Raw genomic sequence first — 25,354 nt, 5'->3', positions numbered from 1 at the left:
CTGCCTCCTGGGGCACAGTGGCGTTTGATGGGGGTTGCGCAACCCCGTTAGCTACCTTATCGGGCGCATGTTAGTAGACTAGTGAACCATGACTGACCTCATGGATTACGACGAAGTTCTCACTAAATTCGAGCCGGTGATGGGCATGGAAGTGCACGTTGAGTTGGCGACCGAAACCAAGATGTTTTCGGCCAGCTCGGCGCACTTTGGCGCTGAGCCAAATAGCAACGTCGATCCCGTGAGCCTCGGCTTGCCGGGCGCGCTGCCGGTGGTCAACGAAAAAGGCGTGGAGTGGGCGATCAAGATTGGTCTGGCGCTGAACTGCAAGATTGCTGAATCGTCTCGGTTCGCCCGCAAGAATTACTTCTACCCGGATCAGCCGAAGAACTACCAGATCTCCCAGTATGATGAGCCGATCGCGTATGACGGCTACCTGGATGTTGTCCTGGATGATGGGGAAACCTGGCGCGTGGAAATTGAGCGCGCGCACATGGAGGAAGACACCGCGAAGCTCACCCACCTCGGTGGCGCTGAGGGGCGTATCCACGGTGCGACGTCCTCGCTGGTTGATGTGAACCGTGCTGGTGTGCCGCTGATTGAGATCGTTACGAAGCCGATCGTGGGGGCGGGGGAGCGTGCTCCTGAGGTTGCCCGCGCGTATGTTTCTGCGCTGCGTGACCTGGTGAAGGCCCTGGGCGTGTCCGATGCCCGCATGGATCAGGGGTCGATGCGTGTGGACTCTAACGTGTCGCTGCGCCCGGTGGGTACCACTGAGTTTGGCACCCGTACGGAGACGAAGAACATTAACTCCCTTAAGTCGGTTGAGCAGGCGGTGCGCTATGAGATGATGCGCCAGGCTGCCGCGATTGAAAACGGTGAGGAGATCGTCCAGGAGACGCGCCACTACCAGGAGGCGGACGGCTCCACGTCGAAGGGACGTCCGAAGGAGACTGCGGAGGATTACCGCTACTTCAACGATCCTGACCTGCCGCCGGTCATTGCGCCGCGCGAGTGGGTGGAGGAGATTCGTGCGACGTTGCCAGAGCTACCGTGGGTGCGCAAGGCCCGCATTCAGCAGGAATGGCAGCTTTCCGACGCCGAAATGCGCGATCTGGTCAACGCCGGGGCGCTGGAGCTGATTATCCAGACCGTGGAGGAAGGCACCACCCCTGACGAGGCCCGTTCCTGGTGGGTGTCTTACCTGGCGCAGAAGGCCAAGGAATCCGATGTGGAGCTGGAACAGCTCCCGATCACTCCGGCGCAGGTAGCGCGCGTGGTGGCACTTATTAAGGAAGGAAAGCTCACCAACAAGCTGGCCCGCCAGGCCGTGGACGGTGTGCTGGCCGGTGAAGGCGACGTGGATGCGGTCGTGCAGAACCGTGGCCTGGAAGTGATGCAGGATGACGGCGCCGTAGAAAAGGCTGTGGATGAGGCGCTTGCTGCTAACCCTGATGTGGTAGCGAAGATCAAGGGTGGCAACATGAAGGCCTCCGGTGCAATCGTGGGCGCGGTGATGAAGGCGACCCGTGGCAAGGCGGATCCCGCAACGGTGAACAAACTGATTGCTCAGAAGTGCCAATAACTAGTCCTTTGAGGCTTGGTTTGACTCAAGGGGCGCGTGTGTCGCTGTGAGTGATACCTAAATTTGATGACAATCCTCCCGGAGCGGGGGATTGTTATCGTTTTGTATCCTTACTAAAAAGTTGTGGATAACCTGCACATTCATAACGCCAGCCGTAAAGTTTTAAAGAATTTCGTGCAATTCTTCTGACAGTTGCAGTTTTGCCCTTATGAAAAAGCGACTAAGTTATGCGCATAGGTGTTGAAACAAGTCGGCACCGTTGATCAAAAGGAGACAATCCTATGAAGCGCTTTGCTAAGTCTGCTTCCGCCATCGCACTCGCTGGCGCCATGGCCCTCGGTGCCGCTCCAGTCGCATCTGCCCAGAATGCAAATGTTGCTGATTTGAACATTCCGGGCGAGTGCACCGCTACGATTGATATTCACAATGCGGTCAATGTATGGAACGCTACTCCTAAGGAAGACCGTTACCCAGAGACTCGTGAAGCCTTGGTTGAACGTATGGCGACCGAAGTTACCTGCCCAACCCCAATCGATCCAGACTATGATGGCTCTTCCGCTGGCCTTGGCCCTGCTCTGAGCGCTGCTGCTGTTCTGGGTCTTGGTGCTGCTGCTCTGTCTTCTGGCGCTAACGGCTCCTCCGAGAAGCCTGCAGAGAAGCCAGCAGAGAAGCCTGCTCCTGCTCCTGAGGCTCCAAAGGGCCCAGAAAAGGGTGTTAAGCCAGGTGCTGAGAAGGGCGTGAAGCCTGCTGCTCCTGCTGCTCAGGCTCCTGCAAAGCGCGGTATGCTCGCTCAGACCGGTGCTAACTCTGTGGCTCCTGTTGCCATCATGTTCGCACTGACCATTGCTGGCGCTGCTGCTTTCATCCTGCGTCGCAAGTCTGCCTAATAATCTTCTAGGTGGTTAGTAGTCCCCGTTCCCAAGTTTGGGAGCGGGGACTCGTGTTTGTATTGGGACTGTCTAAAGGCCGGCCCGAGTATTGCTATCGAGCTGGCTATTGGGGAGGCAGTTCCCGGTAAAGTGGATTCCGCAATGGTGAACAATCTGAATATTTAGAAGCGCACATAACTGTTGATTGCGTGCCGTGTGTGGCCGGGCGTGTTTCAGGGGACGTGTGTATTGATATGAGCGGTACCTAATTGTGATAACAATACCCCCAGGCTAGGGGTTTGCTGCCATCCTGAATTTTAACTAAAAAGTTACAGATTACCTGCATGTTAGTTCGATGGAACGTGAACCTTCGGGGTGACAGCTGCAAGTGTTCTGAAAATTACAGTGATGTACACGCAAAAAGCGTCTAAGTTATGTGCGTAGGTGTTGAAACAAGTCGGCACCGTTGATCAAAAGGAGACAATCCTATGAAGCGCTTTGCTAAGTCTGCTTCCGCCATCGCACTCGCTGGCGCCATGGCCCTCGGTGCCGCTCCAGTCGCACAGGCTGAAATTTACGTACCGGGTGTGGGGGCTTACACCGAAGAGTGTCGAGATCTCGATGTGGCGTTGGGGCTTGCGGGCCTCGAGGGTGAAACTGACGACGCGAAAAAGAAAAAGCTCTTTGAAGACCTTTTGGTGGTTCTTGAAGCAAACACCCGCGAAGTTTCTGGCTGTGAAAAGGTAGGCCTTGCTCCTGAGGACGAAGACTCTGACGCTGGCTACGGCCTCGGCCCTGCTCTGAGCGCTGCTGCTGTTCTGGGTCTTGGTGCTGCTGCTCTGTCTTCTGGCGCTAACGGCTCCTCCGAGAAGCCTGCAGAGAAGCCAGCAGAGAAGCCTGCTCCTGCTCCTGAGGCTCCAAAGGGCCCAGAAAAGGGTGTTAAGCCAGGTGCTGAGAAGGGCGTGAAGCCTGCTGCTCCTGCTGCTCAGGCTCCTGCAAAGCGCGGTATGCTCGCTCAGACCGGTGCTAACTCTGTGGCTCCTGTTGCCATCATGTTCGCACTGACCATTGCTGGCGCTGCTGCTTTCATCCTGCGTCGCAAGTCTGCCTAATAATCTTCTAGGTGGTTAGTAGTCCCCGTTCCCAAGTTTGGGAGCGGGGATTCGTGTTTGTGCACCGGGGCGTCGTTAAGCGGTGCTAATATCCCGTCAGAAGACTCAACGTAAGGTGGCGAAATGCGCAAAGCTCTCGTGGCGGTGGCACTCGGTGCGTCCGCGGTAACGGTGACGGCCTGCTCCAAGGAAGTGGTAATCCCGGACGAGGTCGCCACCGGGGTAGTGCAGACCCAGGATTTCCCAACGATCAACCCGAGCGCTCCTATCGAACTGGTCATTCCGGATGTGAACATCCGCGGTAATTTCGATGAAGAATCTTGCCGGGTGAAGAACGGGGCGATTGACCCCAAGTCCATGAGCAACGCGTGCGTCTACACCGCGCCGGACAAGCCTTACGAATTGCCTGGAACCAACTCCAAGGACCTCGTCGTGATCGCGGGCCACACCGGCGCAGGTGTCCCAGCTGTCTTCAATGATCTGTACGACGGGAAAGATGACCGACACACCATTAGTGAAGGCGCCAAGCTTTACATCCGCACCGCGGAGTCCGGCGACAAGTGGTTGGTCTACCGCGCCACCGACTTCCACTCGCCCAACAAGGACACGTTGGTTAACCAAGATGAAATCTGGGGGACCGACGCCACTCCCGGTCGCCTGCTGACCATCAGCTGTATCCAGCCCGCCAATCCGCTCGCCGATTCGGTGCGCAACGCCGTCGTCGGGTGGCAGTTCGTTGGTGTGGCTGGGGGAGAGGAAGCAGCACGCTTGTCGACGACCACCCCGGCCGCCCCAAGCACAACCCCAACTTCGTCGCCGACTCCTACTTCATCGCCGTCGCCTTCGCCTTCTCCGACTCCTACCACGACGTCGACATCTGAGGCGCCACGTGCTCCGCTCGCTCCGCCACCGCCACCGCCACCGCCAGCGCCGGCCCCTGCTCCTGCACCAGCGCCGGCGCCTGAACCACCGGCACCACCGCCACCACCTGGGCCGGTGCTGCCTCCACCGCCTGAACTGCCGCCGTTGCCACCACTGCCGCCGCTTCCACCGCTGCCGCCGTTGCTGCCACCGCCACCGCCGGCTTAGTTTTCGGCCTCCGCGCTTCTATAACGTCCACCTACCCCCGAAATAGGGTGGGTGGATTTTCTATTTTTATGGCATTCACCTGGGCTTTGGTGCGAATGATGCCAATCTGAAATTTGTGACTAATGAGGTTTAAGTTTCCAAAGTGGCTTAAGTGGTGAATGATGGTCGTATGTGAGCACGTGTTCACACATGGCTGGGACGACTCGGTACGCCAGTGATGACCAACACTTGTAATTTCTTTTTTAGAAGGATTGTTATGAAGCGTTTTGCTACTTCTGTAACCGCTCTGGCACTTGCAGGCGCGATGTCTCTTACTTTCGTTCCAGCTGCCAGCGCACAGTCCACCGCGATGAGCTCTGGTTACTCCATTGAGTCCATCGCCGGCTCCATGGCGCAGTTCTACAAGCTTTCTGGCGGGTTGCAGGCAGAGATCCGTGAGGCCCTGGAAAAGGGCGATGTACTTAAGCTGGTCGAACTCAAGGCCCGCGCAGACGCTGAGCTCGCAGGCCAGACCGGCGCAAATGCAACGGGCAACGCCGCACTCAACGCTCTTTCTTCTCCAGCAACCGCTCCTCAGACCGAGGTACGCACCGATGGGAAAATCGAACGCACCATCACCGGTGGTACCAACGCTGCCGGGAACCTTGGTTCTTCTGCTCCACAGACCGAGGTGCGCACCGACGGTAAGATCGAACGCACCATCACCGGTGGCACTAACACTGCCGGGAACATGGGCTCCTCCGTGCCAAAGGTAGACGTGCCAAACGTCGACATTAACGCCGTTACCGGTTCCTCTGGCACCACCACCAACACCACTACCACGACCAACACCAACCGGAGCCTGAACTTGACCGCAGGTTCCTCCGAAGACGGTGGTCTGAATGTTCGCACCATCCTAGGGATCACTGGCCTGACTCTGGCTGGACTGTCCTTCGGCAGCATGCTCTCCTCTGAGGGGGGCGCAAACCTCGGTTCTTCCTCCAACACCAACACCGAAAAGAAGGAAAACGGTGGTAACGGTGGCAATGGTGGCCGCGTCGGTGGCGAAGTTGCCGCGGGTCATGGCGGAAACCAGGGCAAGGCCGGCGAAGTTGCCGCAGGTCACCCAAAGAAGGGCGATGTTGCCGCTGGCAAGCGAGGCGTCTTGGCTGCAACCGGTAACAACACCGCTGCACGCGCACTTGCTGCCGTTCTCTTCCTGCTGGTTGTAAGTGCAGCGGGTGTGGTAGTTCGCCGCAAGTTTGCTTCCTAAGGTTTTAACTGCAAAGGTTCCAGTTTTCATCCCGCCATCCGACGACGTTGCTCGGGTGGCGGGATTTGCTGATCTTGGGGTGGCTATGCGTTTGCCCCCCGACATTACCCTCCCGAAGTTCGGGCTCATTGGGGTGTTTTTGGGGCAACCTCGGGGGCGTAATGTCGGGGCCAACGTTGCAGGGCCCGAATGTCGGGGCCAACGCGCAGGCCGTGATGTCGGATCCGTGAACCTTGCCGCCACAGCATTCCCAACCGTTTCACTGGCCTCAGCCTTTTCGGTGTTGGGGCGCGGTTAAGGCTGCTTTATCTTCTCCCCGACATTACCCTCCCGAAGTTCGGGCTCATTGGGGTGTTTTTGGGGCAACCTCGGGGGCGTAATGTCGGGGCCAACGTTGCAGGGCCACATTTTCAGGGCAATGTCGGGGGCGTAACGTCGGGGCCCAGCCAAACCCACAGCAATCTAGGCGGCCAACGCGCGGGCACACAGGTTCAGCCCCAAAGCGCAGGCGTCTTAGAACATCGCCACCTTGATGGCCATGTACACCATGATGAAGCCGATCGCGACGTTAACGATGCGCCAGATGCGTGGCTGCTGGAGCATAGCGGCGCCCTTGATGGAGAGGAATCCGATGGTGGGGAACCAGAGGGCGCTGGCGGCGAGGGCGCCGGCGGCGAAGTACCAGCGCATGATGTCGCCGTGTTGGTTGGCGATGCCTCCGAGCATCACTAGGGCGTCAATGTAGGCGGCTGGGTTGAGCCACGTGAAAGCTAGCGCGGTCAGCACGGGTTTGTGCCATGAGGTGCGCGCCTGCGCCTTGACGCGGGTTTTGAGGGTGGTCGTCGTGAAGCTGCCTGCGGACGCTGCTTGTTCCGGCGCTGTTTCGGCGATGACTTCGGTGTCACGCTGGCGGGTGGCGTCTCTGAAGCAGGTGAATGCGAAGTAGCTGAGATACACCACGCCGAACCATTTGAGCACAGTGAGGAAGAGCGGGGCGCGTTCGATGAGGACGCCGACGCCGAGGGTGCCACCGAGGATGAGGAGGATGTCGGAAAGCATGCAGACGAGTAGGATCGCCCCGACATGTTCGCGTTTCATCCCTTGCTTAATAATGAGGGCGTTCTGGGGGCCGATAGCGACAATGAGAGAAAGGCCGATCACTAATCCACTCAGTACTACGCTCATGCCCTATATTGTGACCGAAAAGTCATGTGAAGCAAAATTAACGCGCTGAAAAAGTGAGAAATATACCTAATGTTCATCTTCGCGAATGCTTGTAAAAAAGCAATAACGGTGGGTTAGAATTGCTTCATGAACCAAAATCACCTCACGACGCTGCTCGCTGTCCTCGACGAAGGCAGCTTTGAAGGTGCTGCCGAGGCTCTTCACATCACCCCGAGCGCCGTGAGTCAACGAATCAAAGCGCTCGAATCGGACATGGGGCGCGTCCTCATCCGCCGCACCAGCCCCGTCGCGGCCACCGACGCCGGAGAAATCCTCGCCCAAGCCGCCCGGCGCATGGCGCTCCTCCAAGCGGAAACCGACGTCGCGCTCGAGCGGAGCATCGCCCGAGTGCCACTGTCCGTCGCCATCAACGCAGACTCCCTCGCAACGTGGTTCCCCGACGTCTTCGCCGACGTTGCCACCTGGAAACACGCCACCCTCCAGGTGCGCATCGAGGACGAGGCACACTCCCTCTCCCTTCTTCGCCGCGGCGACTGTCTCGGCGCCGTCACCACAGAAGCCAATCCCGTTTCCGGCTGCGACGTCCGCGAACTCGGCATCATGCGGTACCGCGCGGTAGCAGCGCCCCGCCTGCGCGACGACTACCTCAAGGGCGGCGCCATCGACTGGGCAGAAATGCCCGTCCTGCGCTACGGGCCCCACGACGCACTCCAAGACATGGACTGGCACGGCCGCCTACCGGAACGCCCCCGGGAACGGCGCATCTCCCAAATCCCATCCTCCGAGGCCTTCCTCGAAGCGGTGCGTGCCGGCCTCGGCTGGGCTTTCGTCGCTGACCTACAAAGTCAACCGCTGCTCGATTCCGGCGAGCTGGTGCTGCTTGACGACGCCGTCGTGGACGTCCCGCTCTATTGGCAACACTGGCGTCTGCAATCGTCCATGCTCGGCAGCCTCACCACCTCCGTCGTGGCTGCAGCCAACGAGCACCTGCTTTAGCTCGTCGGCGGGGTAGCGCCCGGCCCGAACGGGCTGCCGCCGAGCCGCTCCCGACCATGTGGTGAGATGAGATCCGACATGTCAGGACCCACCGGCACGATCTGCGTCGGATTAATCTCTGCGTGCGTAATGAAGTAATGCTCCTTGACCTGCTGCAGGTCGGTGGTGTCACCGAAGCCCGGTGTCTGGTACAGATCGCGCAGGTAGCCCCACAGGTTGGGCATGTCCTTGATCCGGTTGCGGCTGCACTTAAAGTGCGAGTAGTAGCAGACGTCGAAACGGATCAGCGTGGGGTAGAGGCGGATATCGGCTTCCGTGATATGGCCCCCGACCAAATATCGTCGGGTGCTGAGGTGGTCCTCGAGCCAATCCAGGGCGTCGAAAAGCTGCTCGTGGGCGGCCTCGTACGCCTCCTGGCTCGCGGCGAACCCGCAGCGGTATACCCCGTTGTTGACCTCCCTGAATACCCGCGCGTTGATCTTGTCGATCTCTTCGCGCAGCTGAACCGGGTAGAGATCCGGGGCGCCCTCGCGGTGGAACGCCGTCCACTCCGTAGCGAAATCCAGTGTGATGGAAGGGTAATCATTGGTCACCACCTGCTTGGTGGCAATGTCGACGATCGCCGGCACAGTAATGCCCCGCGGATAATCGGGGAACCGATTGAAGTACGCCTCCTGGAGGCGACGAATGCCCAGCACCGGATCCACGCCGCCCGGATCAAGGTCATAGTTCCAGGAGCGCACATCGTGCGTCGGAGCCGCCAAGCTCAACGAAATAACATCCTCCAACCCCAGCAGGCGACGGGAGATGATCGTGCGGTGCGCCCACGGGCACGCCCGAGCAGCCATGAGCCGATACCGGCCGGCCTCCACCGGCCAATGGAAGGTACCGTCGGGCTGTCCGGTGACTTCTGAAACGGAACTGACGATGCGGTCAGTGATGTAGTTGGTGTCCCGGATGAACTCGCCCTCCTTCGCCGCATTCTGCGGCGGCCCGGCCCAATCCTCGGTCATAGTCAATCACACTCTCCATTCTGTAGATATGTCAACAATAGGGGGTGTGGAAGGGAAAGGCAAGCAAGTCGTTATCAAAAGTGCCGTGTTTGTCGCTGCGAAAGCGAAAGTGCTGACTTACGCTTGTGCCATGGCTAACAACGAACAACCCAACCTTGATGACCTCGACGGGCTCGCAGACGTGCCCACCTACCAACCAGAACACAAAAAATCCGGCTCGGATAAGCTCTACGAACGCTACGGTCGGCCGGCTCCACAAAATATCGCAGCGACCAAACCTGAACAGGAAGCGGAGCCAAAAATGGCCACTCCAGAACCTACACAGAACCTGTACAAGATCAGCTCCGCCCCAGAGCCCACCGCCTCCTTCGATGCACCCACCACGGACAAACCGCTGTACCAATCGCCATTTAGCAACAACTCCGTAGCGGACGATCCTTACGTGGCCCCTGCTGAAACCGCTGAATCTACCCCGGTAACAAACGAGGTCGATGCCCGCCGTGGCACCATCGACTTCGGTCTGATGATTATCCGCGTGGTCATCGGTGCGCTGCTGCTGCTCATGGGCCTGCGAACCTTCTTCGAATTAGGTGGCGCCCCAGGAATCACCGGACTGCAAAGCCAATTCAGCGACTACGCCCTCGGTGGAATCCTTGCTATTGCAGTGCCAACCCTGCAGCTCATCGCTGGTGTCTTCCTGCTCCTCGGCCTGCTGACCCCGGTCGCGGCCTCTATTGCTACCGCCGTCACCGGCTTCGGGGCAGTCCACGCTCTGGCACAAGCCGATGGCATTAACGTGTTCTACCCGGAAACTAGCCTTACCCTTTCGGCGTTGCTCGCTGCGATTGCGCTTGGTCTACAGTTCACCGGGCCAGGCAAACTGTCCTTTGACGTGGCACGCAGCTGGGCTAGGCGCCCGTTGGCCTCCTCCTGGATCTGGGCGATCGTCGGCATCGCGGGCGCCGTAGCACTCTGGTGGTTCGGAGCTGGGGTTAATCCGCTGAATTAACTTTCGTCCGCTTCATCACGATGAATAGGCTCACCAGGATGAACAGCATCAGCCACAGGTAGCCTGACAAAATAATTTTCTGCAGCACGCTGAAACCAAACATTTCCTCGTGCAAATCACCAAAAATCCAGTGCGGCTTAATCTGCAAACAAAACAGCCAGGTGGCACCAGCGCAGATACCAAGCAGCACTGGATTTTTTGGTGTCGCCAGCCAGCGGTGAATAAGCACCATGGCAAACAGCGGCATCCACACCCAGTGGTGGGACCAAGAGATCGGGGAAATGATCAGCATGAGGCCTGCGTTGACCATGGCGGCGTCGACAAGCATGTTGCGTTCAAACATCAGCAACATTAGCTTCGAGGCGGCAATGACCGCCACGAGGACGATGATGATCCAGGCGATGTCGATGAGCGTCTGATGCTGCTGCGCGGCTGCCTCCGACGGCGCCCAACGGGCCAGCATGCCCTTGATGGACTGGTTCGTCATGTACGCCGTGCTCACGCCCGCCTCGTTGGTCGAGTTCATCTTGAAGATCATGTCGGTGTAGAACTCTTTGGTGGCGGTGAAGCGGAACAGGGCAGTGACAGCTGTGACAAACACGCCAGCGAAACCGGCCCAGAAAATCGCCTTGAAATCCTTGCGGAGCAGGAAGAACAGGCACAGCGCCACCGGCGTGAGCTTAATCGCCGCAGCAACGCCAATCAGCGTGCCCTGAGGCAGGAACCGCTTTCGGGGCACCAGATCAAGCACACACAGCGCCAACACCAGCACGTTGATCTGCCCGTAGCTCGCGTTCATCGTATGCGGCTCCGACAGCAGCGCAAGCGGCCACATGACGCAAGCGAACGTGAAGGATAGCAGCGGGTTATTTCGGATCAGCGCCCGGGAAATAACGAAGATGCACAGGTAGGTCAGCAGCGCGGACAGCACAATCACGGACACCGCTGCCACTTTGCCGCTGACCAGTGCGAAGGGACTCAAAATCGCCGCGCCGAACGGCGGGTAGATGAATGGCAGCCTAATGCCGGCTACTTCGAAGGGCTCAGCATAGAGCGATCTGTTATCCAAAAACGCCCTCGCTCCGGCGCGATACACTTCCATATCGATGTGGTAATCCCACAACAGGTAGAAGTGGATAATCTGCCATAAACCGGAGACGAGGGCGGTAACAGATATCGTCCACAGAATTTTCGGAGAAAGTTCCAGGTTGATAGTGGTGGGGCGAGCCAAAGTCATAACGACTTAGTCTAGTCCACCCGGCGGACAGCTCCCTTGTCGGCCGACGTTGCCAGCTTCGCGTAGGCGCGCAACGCCTTGGTGACCTGCCGGTCGCGGTTTCGAGGCTGCCACGGCCGTTCGGAAGCAAGCATGGCTTCACGACGCCGTTCCAGCTCATCCTCTGCCACGTCCACGGACAGCTCACGGGTGTGAACGTCAATGGTCACGATGTCCCCGTCCTCAATGAGGCCGATGACACCACCGTGAGCGGCCTCAGGGGAGATGTGGCCCACGGACAGGCCGGAGGAGCCACCGGAGAACCGGCCGTCGGTAATCAGCGCGCACTTCTTGCCCAGGCCGGCGCCCTTGAGGAACGCGGTCGGGTGCAGCATTTCCTGCATGCCAGGGCCACCCGAGGGGCCCTCGTAACGCACAACCAGGACCTCGCCGGGCTGGATCGTCTTGTTCAGGATCACGGAGACCGCTTCTTCCTGGGACTCCACCACGCGGGCAGGGCCGCTGAAGTGCCACAGCTCTTCCTCAATGCCGGCGGCCTTGATGATCGCTCCATCTGGGGCGATGTTGCCCCGTAGGACCGCGAGGCCACCGTCCTTGGTGTAGGCGTGCTCGATGTCGCGGATGCAACCATTCACGGCGTCGGTATCCAGCGAGTCCCAGCGGTTGTCCGTGGAGAACGCCTCCGTGGTGCGGACCCCGCCCGGAGCGGCATGGAACAAGTCAATAGCCTTGTCTGAGGCGGTGCCGGAGCGAATATCCCACTCAGTCAGCCACTGCTCCAGGGAGTCCGAGTGGACGGCGTGGACATCCTCGTTCAATAGCCCGCCGCGGTACAGTTCGCCCAGGATGGCTGGGATGCCGCCGGCGCGGTGCACGTCCTCCATGTGATAGTCGGAGTTCGGGGAGACCTTGGACAGGCAGCCGACCTTCTTAGACAACGCGTCGATGTCCGCGAGGTCAAAGTCGACCTCGCCCTCCTGCGCGGCAGCCAGGATGTGGAGCACGGTGTTGGTGGAGCCGCCCATGGCCATGTCCAGGGCCATCGCGTTTTCGAAGGCTTGCTTGGTGGCGATGTTGCGCGGGAGGACGGACTCGTCGCCTTCGCTGTAGTAGCGCTGGGCCAGTTGCACAATCGTCCGGCCAGCTTCTTCAAACAGGGCGCGACGTGCGGCGTGCGTGGCCAACGTAGAACCGTTGCCCGGCAGGGACAGGCCCAGGGCCTCCGTCAGGCAGTTCATGGAGTTGGCCGTGAACATGCCGGAGCAGGAACCGCAGGTAGGGCAGGCGGAGCGCTCGACTTCGGTGAGGCCTTGCTCATCGACGCCCTCGTTCGCCGAGGCGGAAATCGCCGTAATTAGATCAGTGGGGGCGTGGGCCACGCCGTCCACCACCACGGCCTTGCCGGCCTCCATCGGACCGCCGGAGACAAAGACCACTGGGATGTTCAGCCGCAGCGCAGCATTGAGCATGCCCGGAGTGATCTTGTCGCAGTTGGAGATGCAGACGAGGGCGTCGGCGGTGTGGGCGTTCACCATGTACTCCACCGAATCGGCGATGATCTCGCGGGAGGGGAGGGAGTACAGCATGCCGCCGTGGCCCATGGCGATGCCGTCGTCAACGGCGATGGTGTGAAATTCTTTCGCCACGCCACCGGCAGCCTCAATGGCCTCGGCGACGATCTCGCCCACATTTTTCAGGTGGACGTGGCCTGGGACGAACTGGGTGTAGGAATTGGCAATAGCGATGATCGGCTTGCCAAAGTCATTGTCGCCCATGCCGGTGGCGCGCCAGAGGGCGCGGGCACCTGCGGCGTTGCGGCCAACGGTAGTTACTTTAGAACGGAGAGGGATCATGCCGTGATTGCTCTTTTCGATGTCGGTTCGTCCCCGTGCCCGGGTTGTTAGACCTCGTCTTTGCGCTTCAGGATCTGGCGACCATCGCGGTGGTACACAACCACCTTGTCATGGGCGGCGTCGCGGCCCGCGGTCAGGGCGTCGACAATGCGCCCCTGCGAGGCAACGCTCAGCTTTGGCAAAGAGTTAAAGGTAACGCCCGGGAGGGAAAACTCTTGTTCGGATGAGTTCCGTGCGTAGGCACCACTTCCTGCGAAGCGGATGCCTGCGAAGTCGCCCCACGCCATGGTCTGTGGCTTTTTAAAGGCGTAGTGAGCCGTGATTCCTGCTTCGTCAACGACGGTCTTGGATTTGATGACCCAGTAAGCGAAGAGGGCTGGGAGTGCGAGGATCCAGAAGAGATACAGTGGCTTCGCTCCGATGACCAGCAGGGAAATGAGGGCCATCACGGCCGCGCCGATCAAGTGGGTGCGGTCGGCGTGGAACGTGGTAGCCGTGGGTGCTTGTGGCGCCATTGCGGACTCAGAACTCATAGGGGTCATTCTAGGCATGGTGTAGTCCAAAGGAGGTATTCGGGGTTAAGCGGTGGCGCGCACAAAAACTATTTGCGCAGTTCAGTGAGGTATTGCTTTTTTAGTGGGGGCAAAAATGAGACAACAGTTTCAAAATGTGAGACAATAGCGGGGGTGGGAATGGAACGGTTTTCCCAAATAAGACTTTCCAAACCTGACTGAATGTGTAGTATCGAGGCATGCACATTATTCGACTTGTAATCGTACGTTCACGGCGCTTGCCGTAGCGACGCCTACAAGTCGTCCCCAGTCAAGCGCCCTCGACAACACCCACCACAGTGTTGGACGAGGGTTTTGACATTTAAGCCCCATTTAGCCATGTGAATCACCGGCCCCACGGACCGCCACCCCTGGACACCAGGGTCGGGGAGGAACACTAAATACCCACATACATAAAAGGAGCAAGTCGTGACTGAGCCAGGGAAATCCGGTTCGGCCCCGTCGCCAGCGACGCTGGCGCAGCGGGTGAAAACACAAGCGCCGGAACGAATGACCGGAGCGCAGGCCATTGTCCGTTCCCTCGAAGAACTGGGTGCCGACGTGGTGTTTGGCATTCCAGGCGGCGCTGTCCTTCCGCTTTATGACCCGCTGTACTCCTCAACCAAAGTCCGTCACGTGCTCACCCGCCACGAGCAGGGAGCAGGACACGCGGCCACCGGGTACGCCCAAGCATCAGGCAAGGTCGGCGTGTGCATCGCCACCTCCGGACCCGGCGCCACCAACCTGGTCACGCCGCTTGCCGACGCCATGTTGGACTCAGTCCCCATCATCGCCATCACTGGCCAGGTGGGAACAAGCTTGCTGGGCACTGACGCATTCCAGGAAGCAGACATCCGTGGCATCACCATCCCAGTAACCAAGCACAACTTCATGGTTACTGACCCACAGGAAATCCCGGCAGCCATCGCGGAAGCGTTCCACTTGGCGTCGACAGGTCGCCCGGGCCCAATCCTGGTGGACGTCCCAAAGAACGTCCAGGAAGGCATGATGGATTTCTCCTGGCCTCCTGTGATGGATCTTCCTGGCTACCGTCCGGTCACCACGCCACACGGCCGCCAGATCGAGGAAGCTGTCCGGATGATCTCCGCAGCACAGCGACCTGTCCTTTATATCGGTGGCGGCGTCATCAAAGCCGACGCCTCCGAGCAACTGCGCGCATTCGCCGAATACACCGGCATCCCAGTGGTCACCACCCTCATGGCCTTGGGCGCGTTTCCAGACTCTCACCCACAACACATGGGCATGCCGGGCATGCATGGCACCGTCCCCGCCGTCGGCGCGATGCAGGGCGCTGACCTGCTCATCACCATCGGCGCGCGTTTCGACGACCGCGTCACCGGACGCCTGGATAGCTTCGCGCCGGGCGCCAAGGTCATTCACGCTGACATTGACCCGGCGGAGATTGGAAAGATCCGCGAAGTCGCCGTTCCTATCGTCGGTGACGCCGCGGAGGTCCTCGACGCGTTGCTGGCTGCCTACCAGGCCAACAAGCTGCCGAAGCCTGAGATGACTCAGTGGTGGGCGTACCTCAATAATCTCGTCACTCGTTTCCCTCGTGGGTACGAGGAGCAGGGCGAAGACATCGTCGAGCCGCAGCTCGTTATCAGCACCTTGTCCAAGGAAGTCGGCCCCGACGCCATCTACTGTGCCGGCGTGGGCCAGCACCAGATGTGGTCCGCCCAGTTCCTCGACTTGGAGAAGCCACGCACCTGGCTGAACTCTGGTGGCCTGGGCACCATGGGATACTCCATCCCAGCGGCCATGGGCGCCAAAGCGGCGATGCCGGACAAAGAAGTGTGGGCTATTGACGGTGATGGTTGCTTCCAGATGACCAACCAAGAGCTGGTCACCTGCGCAGTAGAGGGCTTCCCCATCAAGATCGCGCTGATTAACAACGGCAATCTGGGTATGGTGCGCCAGTGGCAGACCCTGTTCTACGACGGCCGTCACTCACACTCCAACCTGGGTGCCCGCGACAACTATCTGCCGGACTTCGTTGGGCTCGCCGAAGCGATGGGCTGCGCGGCATTCCGAGTCACCTGCGATGAAGAAGTGCTGCCGACGATCCAGAAGGCACGCGAAATCAACGACCGCCCAGTGGTCATCGACTTCATCGTCGGTGAGGACGCTCAGGTGTGGCCGATGGTCGCAGCCGGACACTCGAACTCGGACATCCAGTACGCCAAGGGGCTGGCGCCGCTGTTTGAGGACGATAGTCCACAAGACGTATCCGAAGTGATTGAAAGGGAGCAGTAATGATTGCGCCAACTGGTACTCGCCATACATTGAGCGTTTTGGTCCAGGATCAGGACGGCATCATTTCCCGAATTTCGGGTATGTTCGCCCGCCGTGGTTTCAGCATGTACTCGATGTCCTCGGCTCGTACGGAAACCGAGGGTATTAACCGCATCACCGTAGTGTTCTACGGCGATGATGTAGCGGTCGAGCAGATCACGAAGCAGCTCAACAAGCTCATCCCCGTCCTCAAAGTGGTGCGTTTGGAGGAAGAGAACACCGTTGCCCGCGCATTGATGCTGGTGAAGGTGAGCGCTGACACCGAATCCCGCCCACACGTGGTGGACGCTGCCAACATTTTCCGCGCCCGCGTCGTGGACGTTGCACCGGAATCTCTCGTCATCGAGGCGACAGGTACCCCCGGTAAACTCGGCGCATTGCTCGAGGTCCTGGAGCCGTTCGGTATCCGCGAGCTACTGCACTCGGGTGAAATTGCGATGAATCGTGGTCCCAAGACCATGGCTCCCAATAAGCTGTAAAACTGAAATTTCTAGAAAGGTATATTCACATGGCTATCGAGATGATTTACGACGACAACTGCGATCTGTCCCTGATCCAGGGTCGAAAGGTTGCCATCATCGGCTACGGCTCCCAGGGCCACGCTCACGCTCAGAACCTGCGCGACTCCGGCGTTGAGGTCTGCATCGGCCTGCGCGAGGGCTCCAAGTCCGCTGCGAAGGCTCGCGAGGCAGGATTTGAGGTCAATTCCAATGCTGAGGCTGCGGCATGGGCTGACGTCATCATGCTGCTGGCTCCGGACACCTCCCAGGCTGCCATCTTCACCAACGACATCGAGCCAAACCTCAACGATGGCGACGCTCTGCTGTTCGGCCACGGCCTGAACATCCACTTCGACCTGATCAAGCCACCGGCAAACGTCACTATCGGCATGGTTGCTCCTAAGGGGCCAGGCCACCTGGTTCGCCGCCAGTTTGAGGACGGCAAGGGTGTTCCTTGCCTCGTCGCCATCGACCAGGATCCTAAGGGCGAGGGCAAGGCACTGTGCCTGTCTTACGCTTCCGCCATCGGCGGTGGCCGTGCGGGCATCATCGAGACCACCTTCAAGGACGAGACCGAGACCGACCTGTTCGGTGAGCAGGCCGTGCTGTGCGGTGGCGCTGAGGAACTCATCAAGGCTGGCTTCGACATCCTGGTCGAGGCAGGCTACGAGCCAGAGATGGCTTACTTCGAGTGCCTGCACGAGATGAAGCTGATCGTTGACCTGATGTTCGAGGGCGGCCTGACCGCTATGAACTACTCCATCTCCGACACCGCTGAGTTCGGTGGCTACCTCGCCGGCCCACGCGTCATCGGTGAAGAGTCCAAGCAGGCTATGCGTGACATCCTGAAGGAGATCCAGGACGGCACCTTCACCAAGCGCCTGGTTGCCAACGTTGAGGGCGGCAACAAGGAACTCGAGGGCCTGCGCGCTGAGATCGCTGCGCACCCAATCGAGGAAACCGGCGCTAACCTGCGCAAGCTGATGTCTTGGGTTAAGGAACCACTGGTCTAATCCATTCCTGAGAAAACACCCGCCTCGCCCGTTGCGGCCCGGCGGGTGTACCCGTTTGTGCACTATTGTCGGTAACGAACCGACGAAAGGATGCAAGCGATCGCTGCTACGAAACTGATTCCCGTCCTGTTCGCCGCCGGGCTCGCGGCGGCCTGTAGTTCGGCAACTCAAGCCCCGGCCCCAGAGCCGACCACCACCGCTGTCACCACACCAGCCGCGCCCGCTCCAAAAATCAACGAGCGGCGCATGGTCGCCCTGTACGGACACCCGAGCGGGCCGGCGCTGGGGGTGCTGGGGGAGATGTCGCCCGCCGACGCAGCCGCAGAAGCTTCACGACGCGCAGAGCAGTACCAACAGTTTTCCGCAGAGCCAGTAATCCCCGCGATGGAGATCATCGCGACGGTGGCGTCGGCAAGCCCCGGCCCCGACGGCGACTTTTCCAACGAGTCTGCCCCGGAGGAGCTGGTTCCTTATATTGATGCGATCACCGCGATCGGTGGCTACGCGATCATTGATCTGCAGCCGGGGCGGGCGTCGCTGCTGGACCAGGCGAAGCGCTACGAGGAGTTGTTGGCGCGCCCGAATGTCGGGCTGGCATTAGATCCGGAGTGGAAGCTGCAGCCGGGGCAGCTGCCGGCGCAGGAAGTGGGGCACGTGGAGGCTGCTGAGATCAATGAAGTCACGGGGTGGCTCGCGGAGTTTACCCGTGCCCGCCAACTGCCTCAGAAAGCGGTGGTGCTGCATCAATTCCAGGAGCAGATGATCCGGGGGCGGGAAACCCTGGAATTCCACGACGACATCGCCCTGGTGCTGCACGCTGACGGGCATGGCACGCTAGGGGACAAGCTGGCCACCTGGGATATGGTGCGGCAGGGCCTTGACCCGCGGATTTTGCTGGCGTGGAAGAACTTCCACGATGAAGACACCCCGATGCTCACCCCAGAGCAGACGATGGGGATTCAGCCGCAACCGTGGCTCATCACCTACCAGTAGTTATGCAGCGGAGTGTATAAAGCTACCCCTGTTTTCGTGGGGCGACGGGTTGGTTTCGGGCATCTATGGCTAAACTATTCAACCAGTTGTCGCCAATGTGTGCCGGTGCCAACCCACCTCACGCCGACGCGGTCGTGCCTGCGTGTCGTGGCAAATTCCATCATCAGGAGATGTATCCGTGGCCTCGAATGACCGTCCTGTAGTTCTTATCGCCGACAAGCTTGCGCAGTCCACCGTTGACGCGCTCGGAGATGCTGTTGAAGTTCGCTGGGTAGATGGTCCAAACCGGGCCGAACTCCTCGCTGCTGTACCAGAGGCAGACGCCCTGCTGGTGCGCTCCGCTACCACCGTTGACGCCGAGGTGCTCGCCGCTGCACCTAACTTGAAAATCGTCGGCCGTGCGGGCGTGGGCTTGGACAACGTTGACATCCAGTCCGCTACCGAGCGTGGCGTGATGGTGTGCAACGCACCAACCTCCAACATCCACTCCGCATGTGAGCACGCTATCTCTTTGCTGCTGTCCACCGCGCGCCAAATCCCACTGGCAGACGCTTCGCTGCGTGAGGGCGAGTGGAAGCGCTCTTCCTTCAAGGGCGTGGAGATTTACGGCAAGACCATCGGCATTGTCGGTTTCGGTCACATCGGCCAGCTGTTTGCCCAGCGCCTGGCTGCCTTCGAGACCACCATCATCGCGTACGACCCTTACGCCAACCCTGCCCGCGCAGCGCAGCTCGGTGTCGAGCTGACTGAGCTGGAGGATCTGATGTCTCGCGCTGACTTCGTTACCATCCACCTGCCAAAGACCAAGGAAACCGCCGGCATGTTCGACGCCGAGCTGCTGTCCAAGGCAAAGAAGGGGCAGATCATCATCAACGCCGCCCGCGGCGGCCTCGTCGACGAGCAGGCGCTTGCCGACGCCATCGAATCCGGCCACATCCGCGGCGCAGGTTTTGACGTCTTCGAGACCGAACCATGCACCGACTCCCCGCTGTACGGCCGCCCAGAAGTTGTGGTCACCCCGCACCTCGGCGCCTCCACCGTCGAAGCGCAGGACCGCGCTGGTACCGACGTCGCAGCATCCGTCCTCAAGGCGCTCGCTGGCGAGTTCGTGGCTGACGCCGTGAACGTCTCTGGTGGCCGAGTCGGCGAAGAAGTTTCCCTGTGGATGGAACTCACCCGCAAGCTGGGATCGGTCGTGGGCCACCTGGCCGATGGCAAGCCAGTTTCCATTGAGGTTGAAGCCCGCGGCGAACTGTCCTCCGAGAACGTCGAGGTCCTCGGACTTGCCGCGCTGCGCGGCCTGTTCTCTGGCCAGACCGACCAGCCGGTCACCTTCGTGAACGCCCCACAGCTCGCTGAGCAGCGTGGCGTGGAACTGAAGGTGAAGACCGCGTCCGAGTCCGCGACCCACCGTTCCTCCGTGGTTGTTCGCGCCTTCACCGCCGATGGTGCCAAGGTCTCGGTAGTGGGTGCCCTGACCGGCCTGGACCGCCAGGAAAAGATCGTCCGCATCAACAGGCGTGGCATCGACATGCGTGCAACCGGACGCAACCTCTTCCTCTTCTACCCAGACGCCCCAGGCGCACTGGGTAAAGTTGGCACCCTGCTGGGCGGACAAAACATCAACGTGGAAGCCGCCGCCATGTCCCTGGACCAGGAATCCAACGGCGCGATCCTCGTGCTGCGGGTAAACCAGGAAGTCCCAGAAGAGCTGTTCGAGGAAATCGGCGAGTCTCTGGGAGGGGCACGCAAGTTCCAGCTTGACCTGGACTAGGCTGTACAGCTTTTACTGGGTTTGTGGCCCCTTTTGGGGCCTGTTTTAGGGGCCCTTTTGTGGCCCCTTTTTGGGGCCTGTTTTAGGGGCCTCTTTTGGGCAAAACCCGGGAAGCATAACCCGGGTTTCGGTAACTTTTCAGGCTGCAAATTTGCTATTTGAATGTTTTTCTTCCGAGATCCGAGTTTTGCTTCCCGGGGATCTCGGAATCGGGCATGTCAGGCGTTGTGGCTGCCGTTTCGTCCCGCTGGAAGCTTGACCCCGACATTACGCCCCCGAGGTTGCTCCAAAAATGCGTCCACGAGCCCGAACTTCGGGAGGGTAATGTCGGGGGCAACGCATAAATAACCCAACAAGGCTCCGGCTCTGGCAGCTGGAGCCTCAGCCAAACCAGATAACAGCATTTGCCCCAGTTGCTAGAAACCTTTACCATTACCACTCATGAAAACAATTCCCGTTACTGTTTTGAGTGGCTTTCTTGGCGCTGGTAAGACGACGTTGCTGAATCACATCCTCGCGAACCGCGAGGGGCGGAAGATTGCGGTGATCGTCAATGATTTCTCCGAGGTCAACATTGATGCGGCGCTCGTGGAGGGGGAGGGCCAGCTCACGCGCGGCGAGGATCGCTTCGTGGAGCTGTCCAACGGCTGCATTTGCTGTACGCTGCGCGAGGATCTCATTGAATCGGTGACTGAGCTTGCTAAGACAGGCAAGTATGACCAGGTGGTCATCGAGTCGACGGGTATTTCCGAGCCGATGCCAGTCGCTGCCACCTTTGACTGGACCTTCGAGGATGGTTTCCGTTTGGGAGACATCGCGGCGATTGACTCCATGGTGACCTTGGTCGATGCTTCCTCCTTCCTTCCGATGCTCCGCAAGGGCGAAAAGCTTGCCGACGCCGACCGCGCCGCCACCGAGGACGATATGCGCACGGTGTCCGACTTGCTGGTGGACCAGGTGGAGTTTGCCGACCTCATTTTGATTACCAAGTCTGATATTGCTGGGGAAACTGAGACCGAAAAGGTGATCCAGACGGTGCGGGCTATGAACCCGCGGGCGAAGATTGTCCGCGTCTCTCATGGTGAGGTGGACTTGGAGCTGGTGCTGGATTCCCGGCTCTACAACGAGGTAACCGCCCGCACCTATGAGGGGTTTGTGGAGGAGATGGCTACCCCGCACACCCCGGAGACGGAGGAATATGGCATTTCCTCCTTCGTGTTCCGCAGCGATCGCCCGTTTAATAAGGATCGTTTGCTCAAGGCGCTGCGGTCTTCGCGTGGTTTGGTGCGCTCCAAGGGCTTTTGCTGGATCGACAATGATGTGACCGTGGTGCAGTCGTGGCAGCAGGCGGGGCCGAATCTGGAGATCCGTCCGGCTGCGCTGTGGGCGCAGGTGGAGCAAACCCCTGGGTCGGAGATCGTGCTGATTGGTGTGGGCTTTGATCGTGATGCGGTGCGGGAGTCGTTTGAGCAGGCGGTTCTGACGGATAGGGAAGTAGCTGCCATGTTGGGCTGATTCGTGCTACACTCACTTCTATCCCGTGAAGTGAGAAAGGAATCCCAGATGTTGAAACTTGCTGTTATTGGTGGCGACGGTATCGGCCCAGAGGTCACCGCCGAAGCCCTGAAGGTGCTGCGCGCCGTCCGCGATGACATCGAGGTCACCGAATATGACCTCGGCGCGCGCCGCTACCTGAAAAACGGCGAGCTGCTTACCGACGCCGACCTGGATTCCTTGAAAGAACACGACGCCATCTTGCTGGGTGCCATCGGCGCACCAGGCGAGGTTCCCCCGGGAGTGCTGGAGCGTGGGCTGCTGCTGCAGCTGCGTTTTCAGCTGGACCACCATGTGAATTTGCGCCCGGCAAAGCTGTACCCGACGTCGACAAGCCCGCTGGCAAACCCCGGTGAGATTGACTTCGTCGTCGTCCGCGAAGGCACCGAAGGGCTGTACTGCGGTAACGGCGGTAACCTGCGCGTCGGCACGCCACACGAGGTCGCGTCCGAGGTATCCCAAAACACCCGCTACGGCGTGGAGCGCGTGGTGCGCGACGCGTTCGAGCGCGCCATGTCCCGCCGCAAGCACCTGACCCTCGTGCATAAGACCAACGTGCTGGTCAACGCCGGTGGGCTGTGGGAACGCACCGTGGCCGAGGTGGCCACCGAATACCCAGAAGTCACGGTGGAATACAACCACATCGACGCCGCCACCATCTACATGGTGACCGACCCGCAGCGCTACGACGTCATCGTCACCGACAACCTCTTCGGCGACATCCTCACCGACCTCGCCGGCGCCGTCACCGGCGGCATTGGCCTTGCAGCATCCGGAAACATCGACGCCACCCGCACCAACCCATCCATGTTCGAACCGGTTCACGGCTCCGCGCCAGACATCGCCGGCCAGGGCATCGCCGACCCATCCGCAGCGATCCTGTCTGCCGCACTCATGCTGCGCCACCTGGGCGACGTTGAGAACGCCGAGCGCATCGAGAAGGCAGTGGAAGCCGACGTGGTTACCCGCACCGAAGTAAAAACTTCCGAAATCGGAGACAGGATCGCCGCCAGCGTTTAATCTCATGGCATGACTGTTGAACTGGAGGAAATCCAGAATTTCCTGAGCTCTTTCGCTCCCTTCTCCGAACTCGACGAAGCCACCCTGGCCTCGCTCCCGGCGCGCATGGACATGACCTACGCACGCCGGGGCGACGTCATCTTCAACGCGGGGGAGAAAAACCACTACATGTACGTGATCCGCTCCGGCGCGATCGACGTGCTGGACGCGGATGGGGTGCTGCTGGACCGTCGGGAAGCAGGGCGTTCCTTCGGATACTCCACCTTGCCCGAGGACTCAGACTCGCTCTACACGATGATCGCCGTGGAAGACAGTCTGCTGCTGCGCTTGCCCCGCGAACCCTTCCTGGAAGTCGCCGAAACGCACCCCCTGTTCCGCAGCCACTACGCCACCCAAAGTGCGCGTATCCGCGCGGCGGCGAACCAGCTCCGCGACAGCTCCAGCGCCGACGTGCTCCGCACCAAACTCGGCGAATTCATGATCCCCGAACCAGCCCAGATCGCCCCCGGCTCCACCATCCAGGAAGCAGCTGCACTCATGCAGCAGAAAAACGTATCCTCGCTCCTCATCGCGCCGGGAGCCCACCTGGAAGGCATCATCACCGATCGCGACCTGCGCAAACTCGTGGCAACCGGTGGGGATATTCAGCGCCCAGTAGAAGCGATCATGACTCCGGATCCCATCACCGCCACCCCGGAAACACTCGCCTTTGAGGCCATGCTGATGATGGCAGAGCGGGGGATTCACCACTTACCGGTCGTCGATAGTGGCGTGCTCGTCGGTATCGTCGCCTCCGCCGACATTATGCGGCTGCTGCGCCATGACCCGATCTACCTCACCGCCGACCTGTCCCGCAGGAACACCCCCGAAGAGCTCGGGGAAGTCTATTCCAATGCCGCTGACGTGGCGGTGCGCTTCATCGAACGCGGAGCATCCGCTGAGGAAGTGACCGCGCTGCTCACCGTCGCCGCCGACGCCCTGGCACGCAGGCTGCTGCAGCTCGGCGAGGAAAAAATCGGCCCCGCCCCCGTACCCTACTGCTTCGTTGTGGTCGGCTCACAAGGACGCCGCGGCATGGGCTTGGCATCCGACCAGGACAACTGCCTCGTCCTGTCCGACTCCTACAACGAAGCCGAACACGGCGCCTACTTTGAGCAGCTGAGCCAGTTCGTGTGCACCGGCCTGGACAAAGCAGGCCAGGCGCTGTGCCCAGGGGACATGATGGCAATGAACCCGCAATGGCGCATGACGGTGACCGAATGGGTGGCAAAATTCCGCACCTGGATCACCGCGCCCGAGCCCGACGCCCTGCTGCACGCCCAAACCTTCTTCGACTTCCGAGGAATTTACGGTTCGCTGGAACTGGCGGAAGAAGTCCATGCAGCTGCCGTCGAGATGGCACAGGGAGCTGGCCGTATGCACGCGCACCTGGCCGCCCTCGCCGCGCGCCGGGAACCACCCCTGGGATTTTTCCGCGGCTTCGTGCTGGACCGCTCGGGGGAGTATGCACACACACTCGATGTGAAAAAGGGTGGGATTGCGGCGGTGGTGCAGATGGGCCGACTGTTTGCGCTGGCTTCCGGCGCGCCTGAGGTAGGTACGATCGATCGGCTGCGTGCGGTCGCGGGGAAGGCGGTCTCCCAGCAGGGGGCAAGCGACCTTATCGACGCCTACGAATTCCTCTTCACCATGTCCCTACGCTGGCAGGCGGATCAAATCCGCTCCGGGCAGAAAGCGAGTTACCATGTTGACCCAAGCTCGCTCGGAAAGCTTGACCGCGAGCATCTGCGCGACGCCTTCCAGGTGATCAAGTCCATTCAGACCGCGTTGACCACGAAATTCCCGGTGCGCAGCATATGAGACTGTTCAAGCCAAACCCCGCAGTGGCGGACCTGCAGCTCCTCGCCGTGGACATCGAAACCACGGGACTTAAACCCGGACGCGACAAAATTCTGTCCATCGGTTGGGTGCCCGTCAACGGCGACGTCATCGACCTCTCCGGGGCCGGTTACTTCGTCATCTCCGACACCGCTGACGTCAGCTCCAGCGTGAGTATCCACGGGCTTACCGACGACGCCCTCGCCGCCGGGGTCCCCCTGTCTGAGGTACTCCCGGTATTTCAGGAGGCGCTGGGGGAGCGAGTGATGCTCGCGCACTACGCCAGCATCGAACGAGACTTCCTCCGCCATGCACTAGGACGTTCCTTTAAGCCCGACATCGTGGATACCTTCGCACTCGAACGCCGCCATATGGAACGCATGGGAACCTACCCACGCGGCGAGGACCTGCGACTTCCACGCATCCGAGCCCGGTACGAGCTCCCCAACTACCGTTCGCACAACGCACTAACCGATGCCCTGGCCTGCGCGGAACTGTATCTGTGTCTGATAAAGAAATATTCCTTAGGTAGCTTAAGCAACCTGCAGCCGTGAGATG

21 protein-coding genes are annotated in these 25,354 nt (G+C 60.1%); 16 read left to right on the top strand and 5 right to left on the bottom strand.

The features are described 5' to 3' along the window. Positions 1-88 precede the first annotated feature (88 nt). The 5 genes from gatB to ACZ6ZO_RS07420 all read left to right on the top strand — a co-directional run bounded on the left by gatB (position 89) and on the right by ACZ6ZO_RS07420 (position 5,904). Positions 89-1,582, top strand: coding sequence for an Asp-tRNA(Asn)/Glu-tRNA(Gln) amidotransferase subunit GatB (gene gatB / locus ACZ6ZO_RS07440; protein WP_465291685.1), 1,494 nt, complete (start codon positions 89-91; stop codon positions 1,580-1,582). A 281-nt stretch (positions 1,583-1,863) separates the two neighbouring features. Further along, positions 1,864-2,469: an LPXTG cell wall anchor domain-containing protein gene (locus ACZ6ZO_RS07435; RefSeq protein ID WP_465291683.1), complete on the top strand. Its 606-nt coding sequence runs from the start codon at positions 1,864-1,866 to the stop codon at positions 2,467-2,469. 470 nt (positions 2,470-2,939) lie between these two features. Continuing rightward, complete coding sequence (locus ACZ6ZO_RS07430; protein WP_465291681.1) at positions 2,940-3,563, top strand: LPXTG cell wall anchor domain-containing protein; 624 nt, start codon at positions 2,940-2,942, stop codon at positions 3,561-3,563. Positions 3,564-3,686: 123 nt separating this feature from the next. Next, positions 3,687-4,652, top strand: coding sequence for a hypothetical protein (locus tag ACZ6ZO_RS07425; RefSeq protein ID WP_465291679.1), 966 nt, complete (start codon positions 3,687-3,689; stop codon positions 4,650-4,652). Between the two features lie 256 nt (positions 4,653-4,908). Beyond that, positions 4,909-5,904 carry a hypothetical protein gene (locus tag ACZ6ZO_RS07420; protein WP_465291677.1) on the top strand — a complete coding sequence of 332 codons (996 nt, stop codon included), beginning with the start codon at positions 4,909-4,911 and terminating at the stop codon, positions 5,902-5,904. A 513-nt stretch (positions 5,905-6,417) separates the two neighbouring features. On the opposite strand, the gene ACZ6ZO_RS07415 is transcribed toward ACZ6ZO_RS07420, so the two are convergent. Next, positions 6,418-7,089 carry a LysE/ArgO family amino acid transporter gene (locus tag ACZ6ZO_RS07415; protein ID WP_465291675.1) on the bottom strand — a complete coding sequence of 224 codons (672 nt, stop codon included), beginning with the start codon at positions 7,087-7,089 and terminating at the stop codon, positions 6,418-6,420. A gap of 126 nt (positions 7,090-7,215) precedes the next feature. Between ACZ6ZO_RS07415 and ACZ6ZO_RS07410 the strand changes: the two genes are divergently transcribed. Next, positions 7,216-8,085 carry a LysR family transcriptional regulator ArgP gene (locus ACZ6ZO_RS07410; protein ID WP_182385943.1) on the top strand — a complete coding sequence of 290 codons (870 nt, stop codon included), beginning with the start codon at positions 7,216-7,218 and terminating at the stop codon, positions 8,083-8,085. On the opposite strand, the gene ACZ6ZO_RS07405 is transcribed toward ACZ6ZO_RS07410, so the two are convergent. Then, a complete protein-coding gene (locus tag ACZ6ZO_RS07405; protein ID WP_465291672.1) occupies positions 8,082-9,098 on the bottom strand; it encodes a glutathione S-transferase family protein in 1,017 nt (338 codons plus the stop codon). The two genes, ACZ6ZO_RS07410 and ACZ6ZO_RS07405, sit on opposite strands and share 4 nt — an antisense overlap. Before the next feature lie 130 nt (positions 9,099-9,228). On the opposite strand from ACZ6ZO_RS07405, the gene ACZ6ZO_RS07400 reads away from it, so the two are divergent. Next, complete coding sequence (locus ACZ6ZO_RS07400) at positions 9,229-10,107, top strand: DoxX family protein (RefSeq protein ID WP_465291670.1); 879 nt, start codon at positions 9,229-9,231, stop codon at positions 10,105-10,107. Here the strand turns inward: ACZ6ZO_RS07400 and ACZ6ZO_RS07395 are convergent. Genes ACZ6ZO_RS07395 through ACZ6ZO_RS07385 form a run of 3 tightly spaced genes read right to left on the bottom strand, consistent with a single transcriptional unit; the run spans position 10,091 to position 13,730 of the window. Then, on the bottom strand, positions 10,091-11,344 hold the full coding sequence (locus ACZ6ZO_RS07395; protein WP_182385946.1) for a glycosyltransferase family 87 protein: 1,254 nt from the start codon (positions 11,342-11,344) through the stop codon (positions 10,091-10,093). The genes ACZ6ZO_RS07400 and ACZ6ZO_RS07395 overlap by 17 nt on opposite strands. An 11-nt stretch (positions 11,345-11,355) precedes the next feature. Continuing rightward, the gene (ilvD, locus tag ACZ6ZO_RS07390) at positions 11,356-13,197 is read right to left on the bottom strand and encodes a dihydroxy-acid dehydratase (RefSeq protein WP_465291668.1); all 1,842 of its coding nucleotides are present in this window, start codon (positions 13,195-13,197) and stop codon (positions 11,356-11,358) included. 47 nt (positions 13,198-13,244) lie between these two features. After that, positions 13,245-13,730, bottom strand: a complete 486-nt coding sequence (locus ACZ6ZO_RS07385) for a PH domain-containing protein (protein ID WP_232843272.1) — start codon at positions 13,728-13,730, stop codon at positions 13,245-13,247. Between the two features lie 447 nt (positions 13,731-14,177). On the opposite strand from ACZ6ZO_RS07385, the gene ACZ6ZO_RS07380 reads away from it, so the two are divergent. The 9 genes from ACZ6ZO_RS07380 to ACZ6ZO_RS07340 all read left to right on the top strand — a co-directional run bounded on the left by ACZ6ZO_RS07380 (position 14,178) and on the right by ACZ6ZO_RS07340 (position 25,350). After that, positions 14,178-16,025: an acetolactate synthase large subunit gene (locus ACZ6ZO_RS07380; protein WP_182385949.1), complete on the top strand. Its 1,848-nt coding sequence runs from the start codon at positions 14,178-14,180 to the stop codon at positions 16,023-16,025. After that, positions 16,025-16,543 carry an acetolactate synthase small subunit gene (gene ilvN, locus ACZ6ZO_RS07375; RefSeq protein WP_182385950.1) on the top strand — a complete coding sequence of 173 codons (519 nt, stop codon included), beginning with the start codon at positions 16,025-16,027 and terminating at the stop codon, positions 16,541-16,543. Before ACZ6ZO_RS07380 ends, ilvN begins: the two co-directional genes overlap by 1 nt. Positions 16,544-16,572: 29 nt before the next feature. Then, on the top strand, positions 16,573-17,577 hold the full coding sequence (ilvC, locus tag ACZ6ZO_RS07370; protein WP_465291665.1) for a ketol-acid reductoisomerase: 1,005 nt from the start codon (positions 16,573-16,575) through the stop codon (positions 17,575-17,577). Between the two features lie 90 nt (positions 17,578-17,667). Further along, a complete protein-coding gene (locus ACZ6ZO_RS07365) occupies positions 17,668-18,570 on the top strand; it encodes a hypothetical protein (RefSeq protein WP_465291663.1) in 903 nt (300 codons plus the stop codon). A gap of 178 nt (positions 18,571-18,748) precedes the next feature. Further along, positions 18,749-20,344: a phosphoglycerate dehydrogenase gene (serA, locus tag ACZ6ZO_RS07360; protein ID WP_465291661.1), complete on the top strand. Its 1,596-nt coding sequence runs from the start codon at positions 18,749-18,751 to the stop codon at positions 20,342-20,344. Positions 20,345-20,785: 441 nt separating this feature from the next. Continuing rightward, positions 20,786-21,859 (top strand): GTP-binding protein, encoded by a 1,074-nt coding sequence (locus ACZ6ZO_RS07355; protein ID WP_465291659.1) that lies wholly within the window; start codon positions 20,786-20,788, stop codon positions 21,857-21,859. Between the two features lie 51 nt (positions 21,860-21,910). Further along, positions 21,911-22,918 carry a 3-isopropylmalate dehydrogenase gene (locus ACZ6ZO_RS07350; protein WP_343160056.1) on the top strand — a complete coding sequence of 336 codons (1,008 nt, stop codon included), beginning with the start codon at positions 21,911-21,913 and terminating at the stop codon, positions 22,916-22,918. Positions 22,919-22,927: 9 nt separating this feature from the next. Continuing rightward, entirely contained in the window at positions 22,928-24,778 is a 1,851-nt protein-coding gene (locus ACZ6ZO_RS07345) for a DUF294 nucleotidyltransferase-like domain-containing protein (protein WP_465291657.1), read from the top strand. After that, entirely contained in the window at positions 24,775-25,350 is a 576-nt protein-coding gene (locus ACZ6ZO_RS07340) for an exonuclease domain-containing protein (RefSeq protein WP_343160026.1), read from the top strand. The genes ACZ6ZO_RS07345 and ACZ6ZO_RS07340 overlap by 4 nt, the downstream gene beginning before the upstream one ends. Positions 25,351-25,354: the final 4 nt, after the last annotated feature.

The organism is Corynebacterium sp. NPDC104732 (genome assembly GCF_055583565.1).
This window is presented reverse-complemented; position numbering and strand designations above follow the sequence as displayed.

Coding starts and splice junctions, on each gene's coding strand:
- ACZ6ZO_RS07435 (WP_465291683.1), top strand. CDS start 1,864: ATGAAGCGCTTTGCTAAGTCTGCTTCCGCCATCGCACTCGCTGGCGCC.
- ACZ6ZO_RS07355 (WP_465291659.1), top strand. CDS start 20,786: ATGAAAACAATTCCCGTTACTGTTTTGAGTGGCTTTCTTGGCGCTGGT.
- ACZ6ZO_RS07425 (WP_465291679.1), top strand. CDS start 3,687: ATGCGCAAAGCTCTCGTGGCGGTGGCACTCGGTGCGTCCGCGGTAACG.
- ACZ6ZO_RS07410 (WP_182385943.1), top strand. CDS start 7,216: ATGAACCAAAATCACCTCACGACGCTGCTCGCTGTCCTCGACGAAGGC.
- ACZ6ZO_RS07365 (WP_465291663.1), top strand. CDS start 17,668: ATGCAAGCGATCGCTGCTACGAAACTGATTCCCGTCCTGTTCGCCGCC.
- ACZ6ZO_RS07420 (WP_465291677.1), top strand. CDS start 4,909: ATGAAGCGTTTTGCTACTTCTGTAACCGCTCTGGCACTTGCAGGCGCG.
- ACZ6ZO_RS07430 (WP_465291681.1), top strand. CDS start 2,940: ATGAAGCGCTTTGCTAAGTCTGCTTCCGCCATCGCACTCGCTGGCGCC.
- ACZ6ZO_RS07345 (WP_465291657.1), top strand. CDS start 22,928: ATGACTGTTGAACTGGAGGAAATCCAGAATTTCCTGAGCTCTTTCGCT.
- gatB (WP_465291685.1), top strand. CDS start 89: ATGACTGACCTCATGGATTACGACGAAGTTCTCACTAAATTCGAGCCG.
- ilvD (WP_465291668.1), bottom strand. CDS start 13,197: ATGATCCCTCTCCGTTCTAAAGTAACTACCGTTGGCCGCAACGCCGCA.
- ACZ6ZO_RS07405 (WP_465291672.1), bottom strand. CDS start 9,098: ATGACCGAGGATTGGGCCGGGCCGCCGCAGAATGCGGCGAAGGAGGGC.
- ACZ6ZO_RS07385 (WP_232843272.1), bottom strand. CDS start 13,730: ATGAGTTCTGAGTCCGCAATGGCGCCACAAGCACCCACGGCTACCACG.
- ACZ6ZO_RS07395 (WP_182385946.1), bottom strand. CDS start 11,344: ATGACTTTGGCTCGCCCCACCACTATCAACCTGGAACTTTCTCCGAAA.
- ACZ6ZO_RS07400 (WP_465291670.1), top strand. CDS start 9,229: ATGGCTAACAACGAACAACCCAACCTTGATGACCTCGACGGGCTCGCA.
- ACZ6ZO_RS07415 (WP_465291675.1), bottom strand. CDS start 7,089: ATGAGCGTAGTACTGAGTGGATTAGTGATCGGCCTTTCTCTCATTGTC.
- ilvC (WP_465291665.1), top strand. CDS start 16,573: ATGGCTATCGAGATGATTTACGACGACAACTGCGATCTGTCCCTGATC.
- ilvN (WP_182385950.1), top strand. CDS start 16,025: ATGATTGCGCCAACTGGTACTCGCCATACATTGAGCGTTTTGGTCCAG.
- ACZ6ZO_RS07340 (WP_343160026.1), top strand. CDS start 24,775: ATGAGACTGTTCAAGCCAAACCCCGCAGTGGCGGACCTGCAGCTCCTC.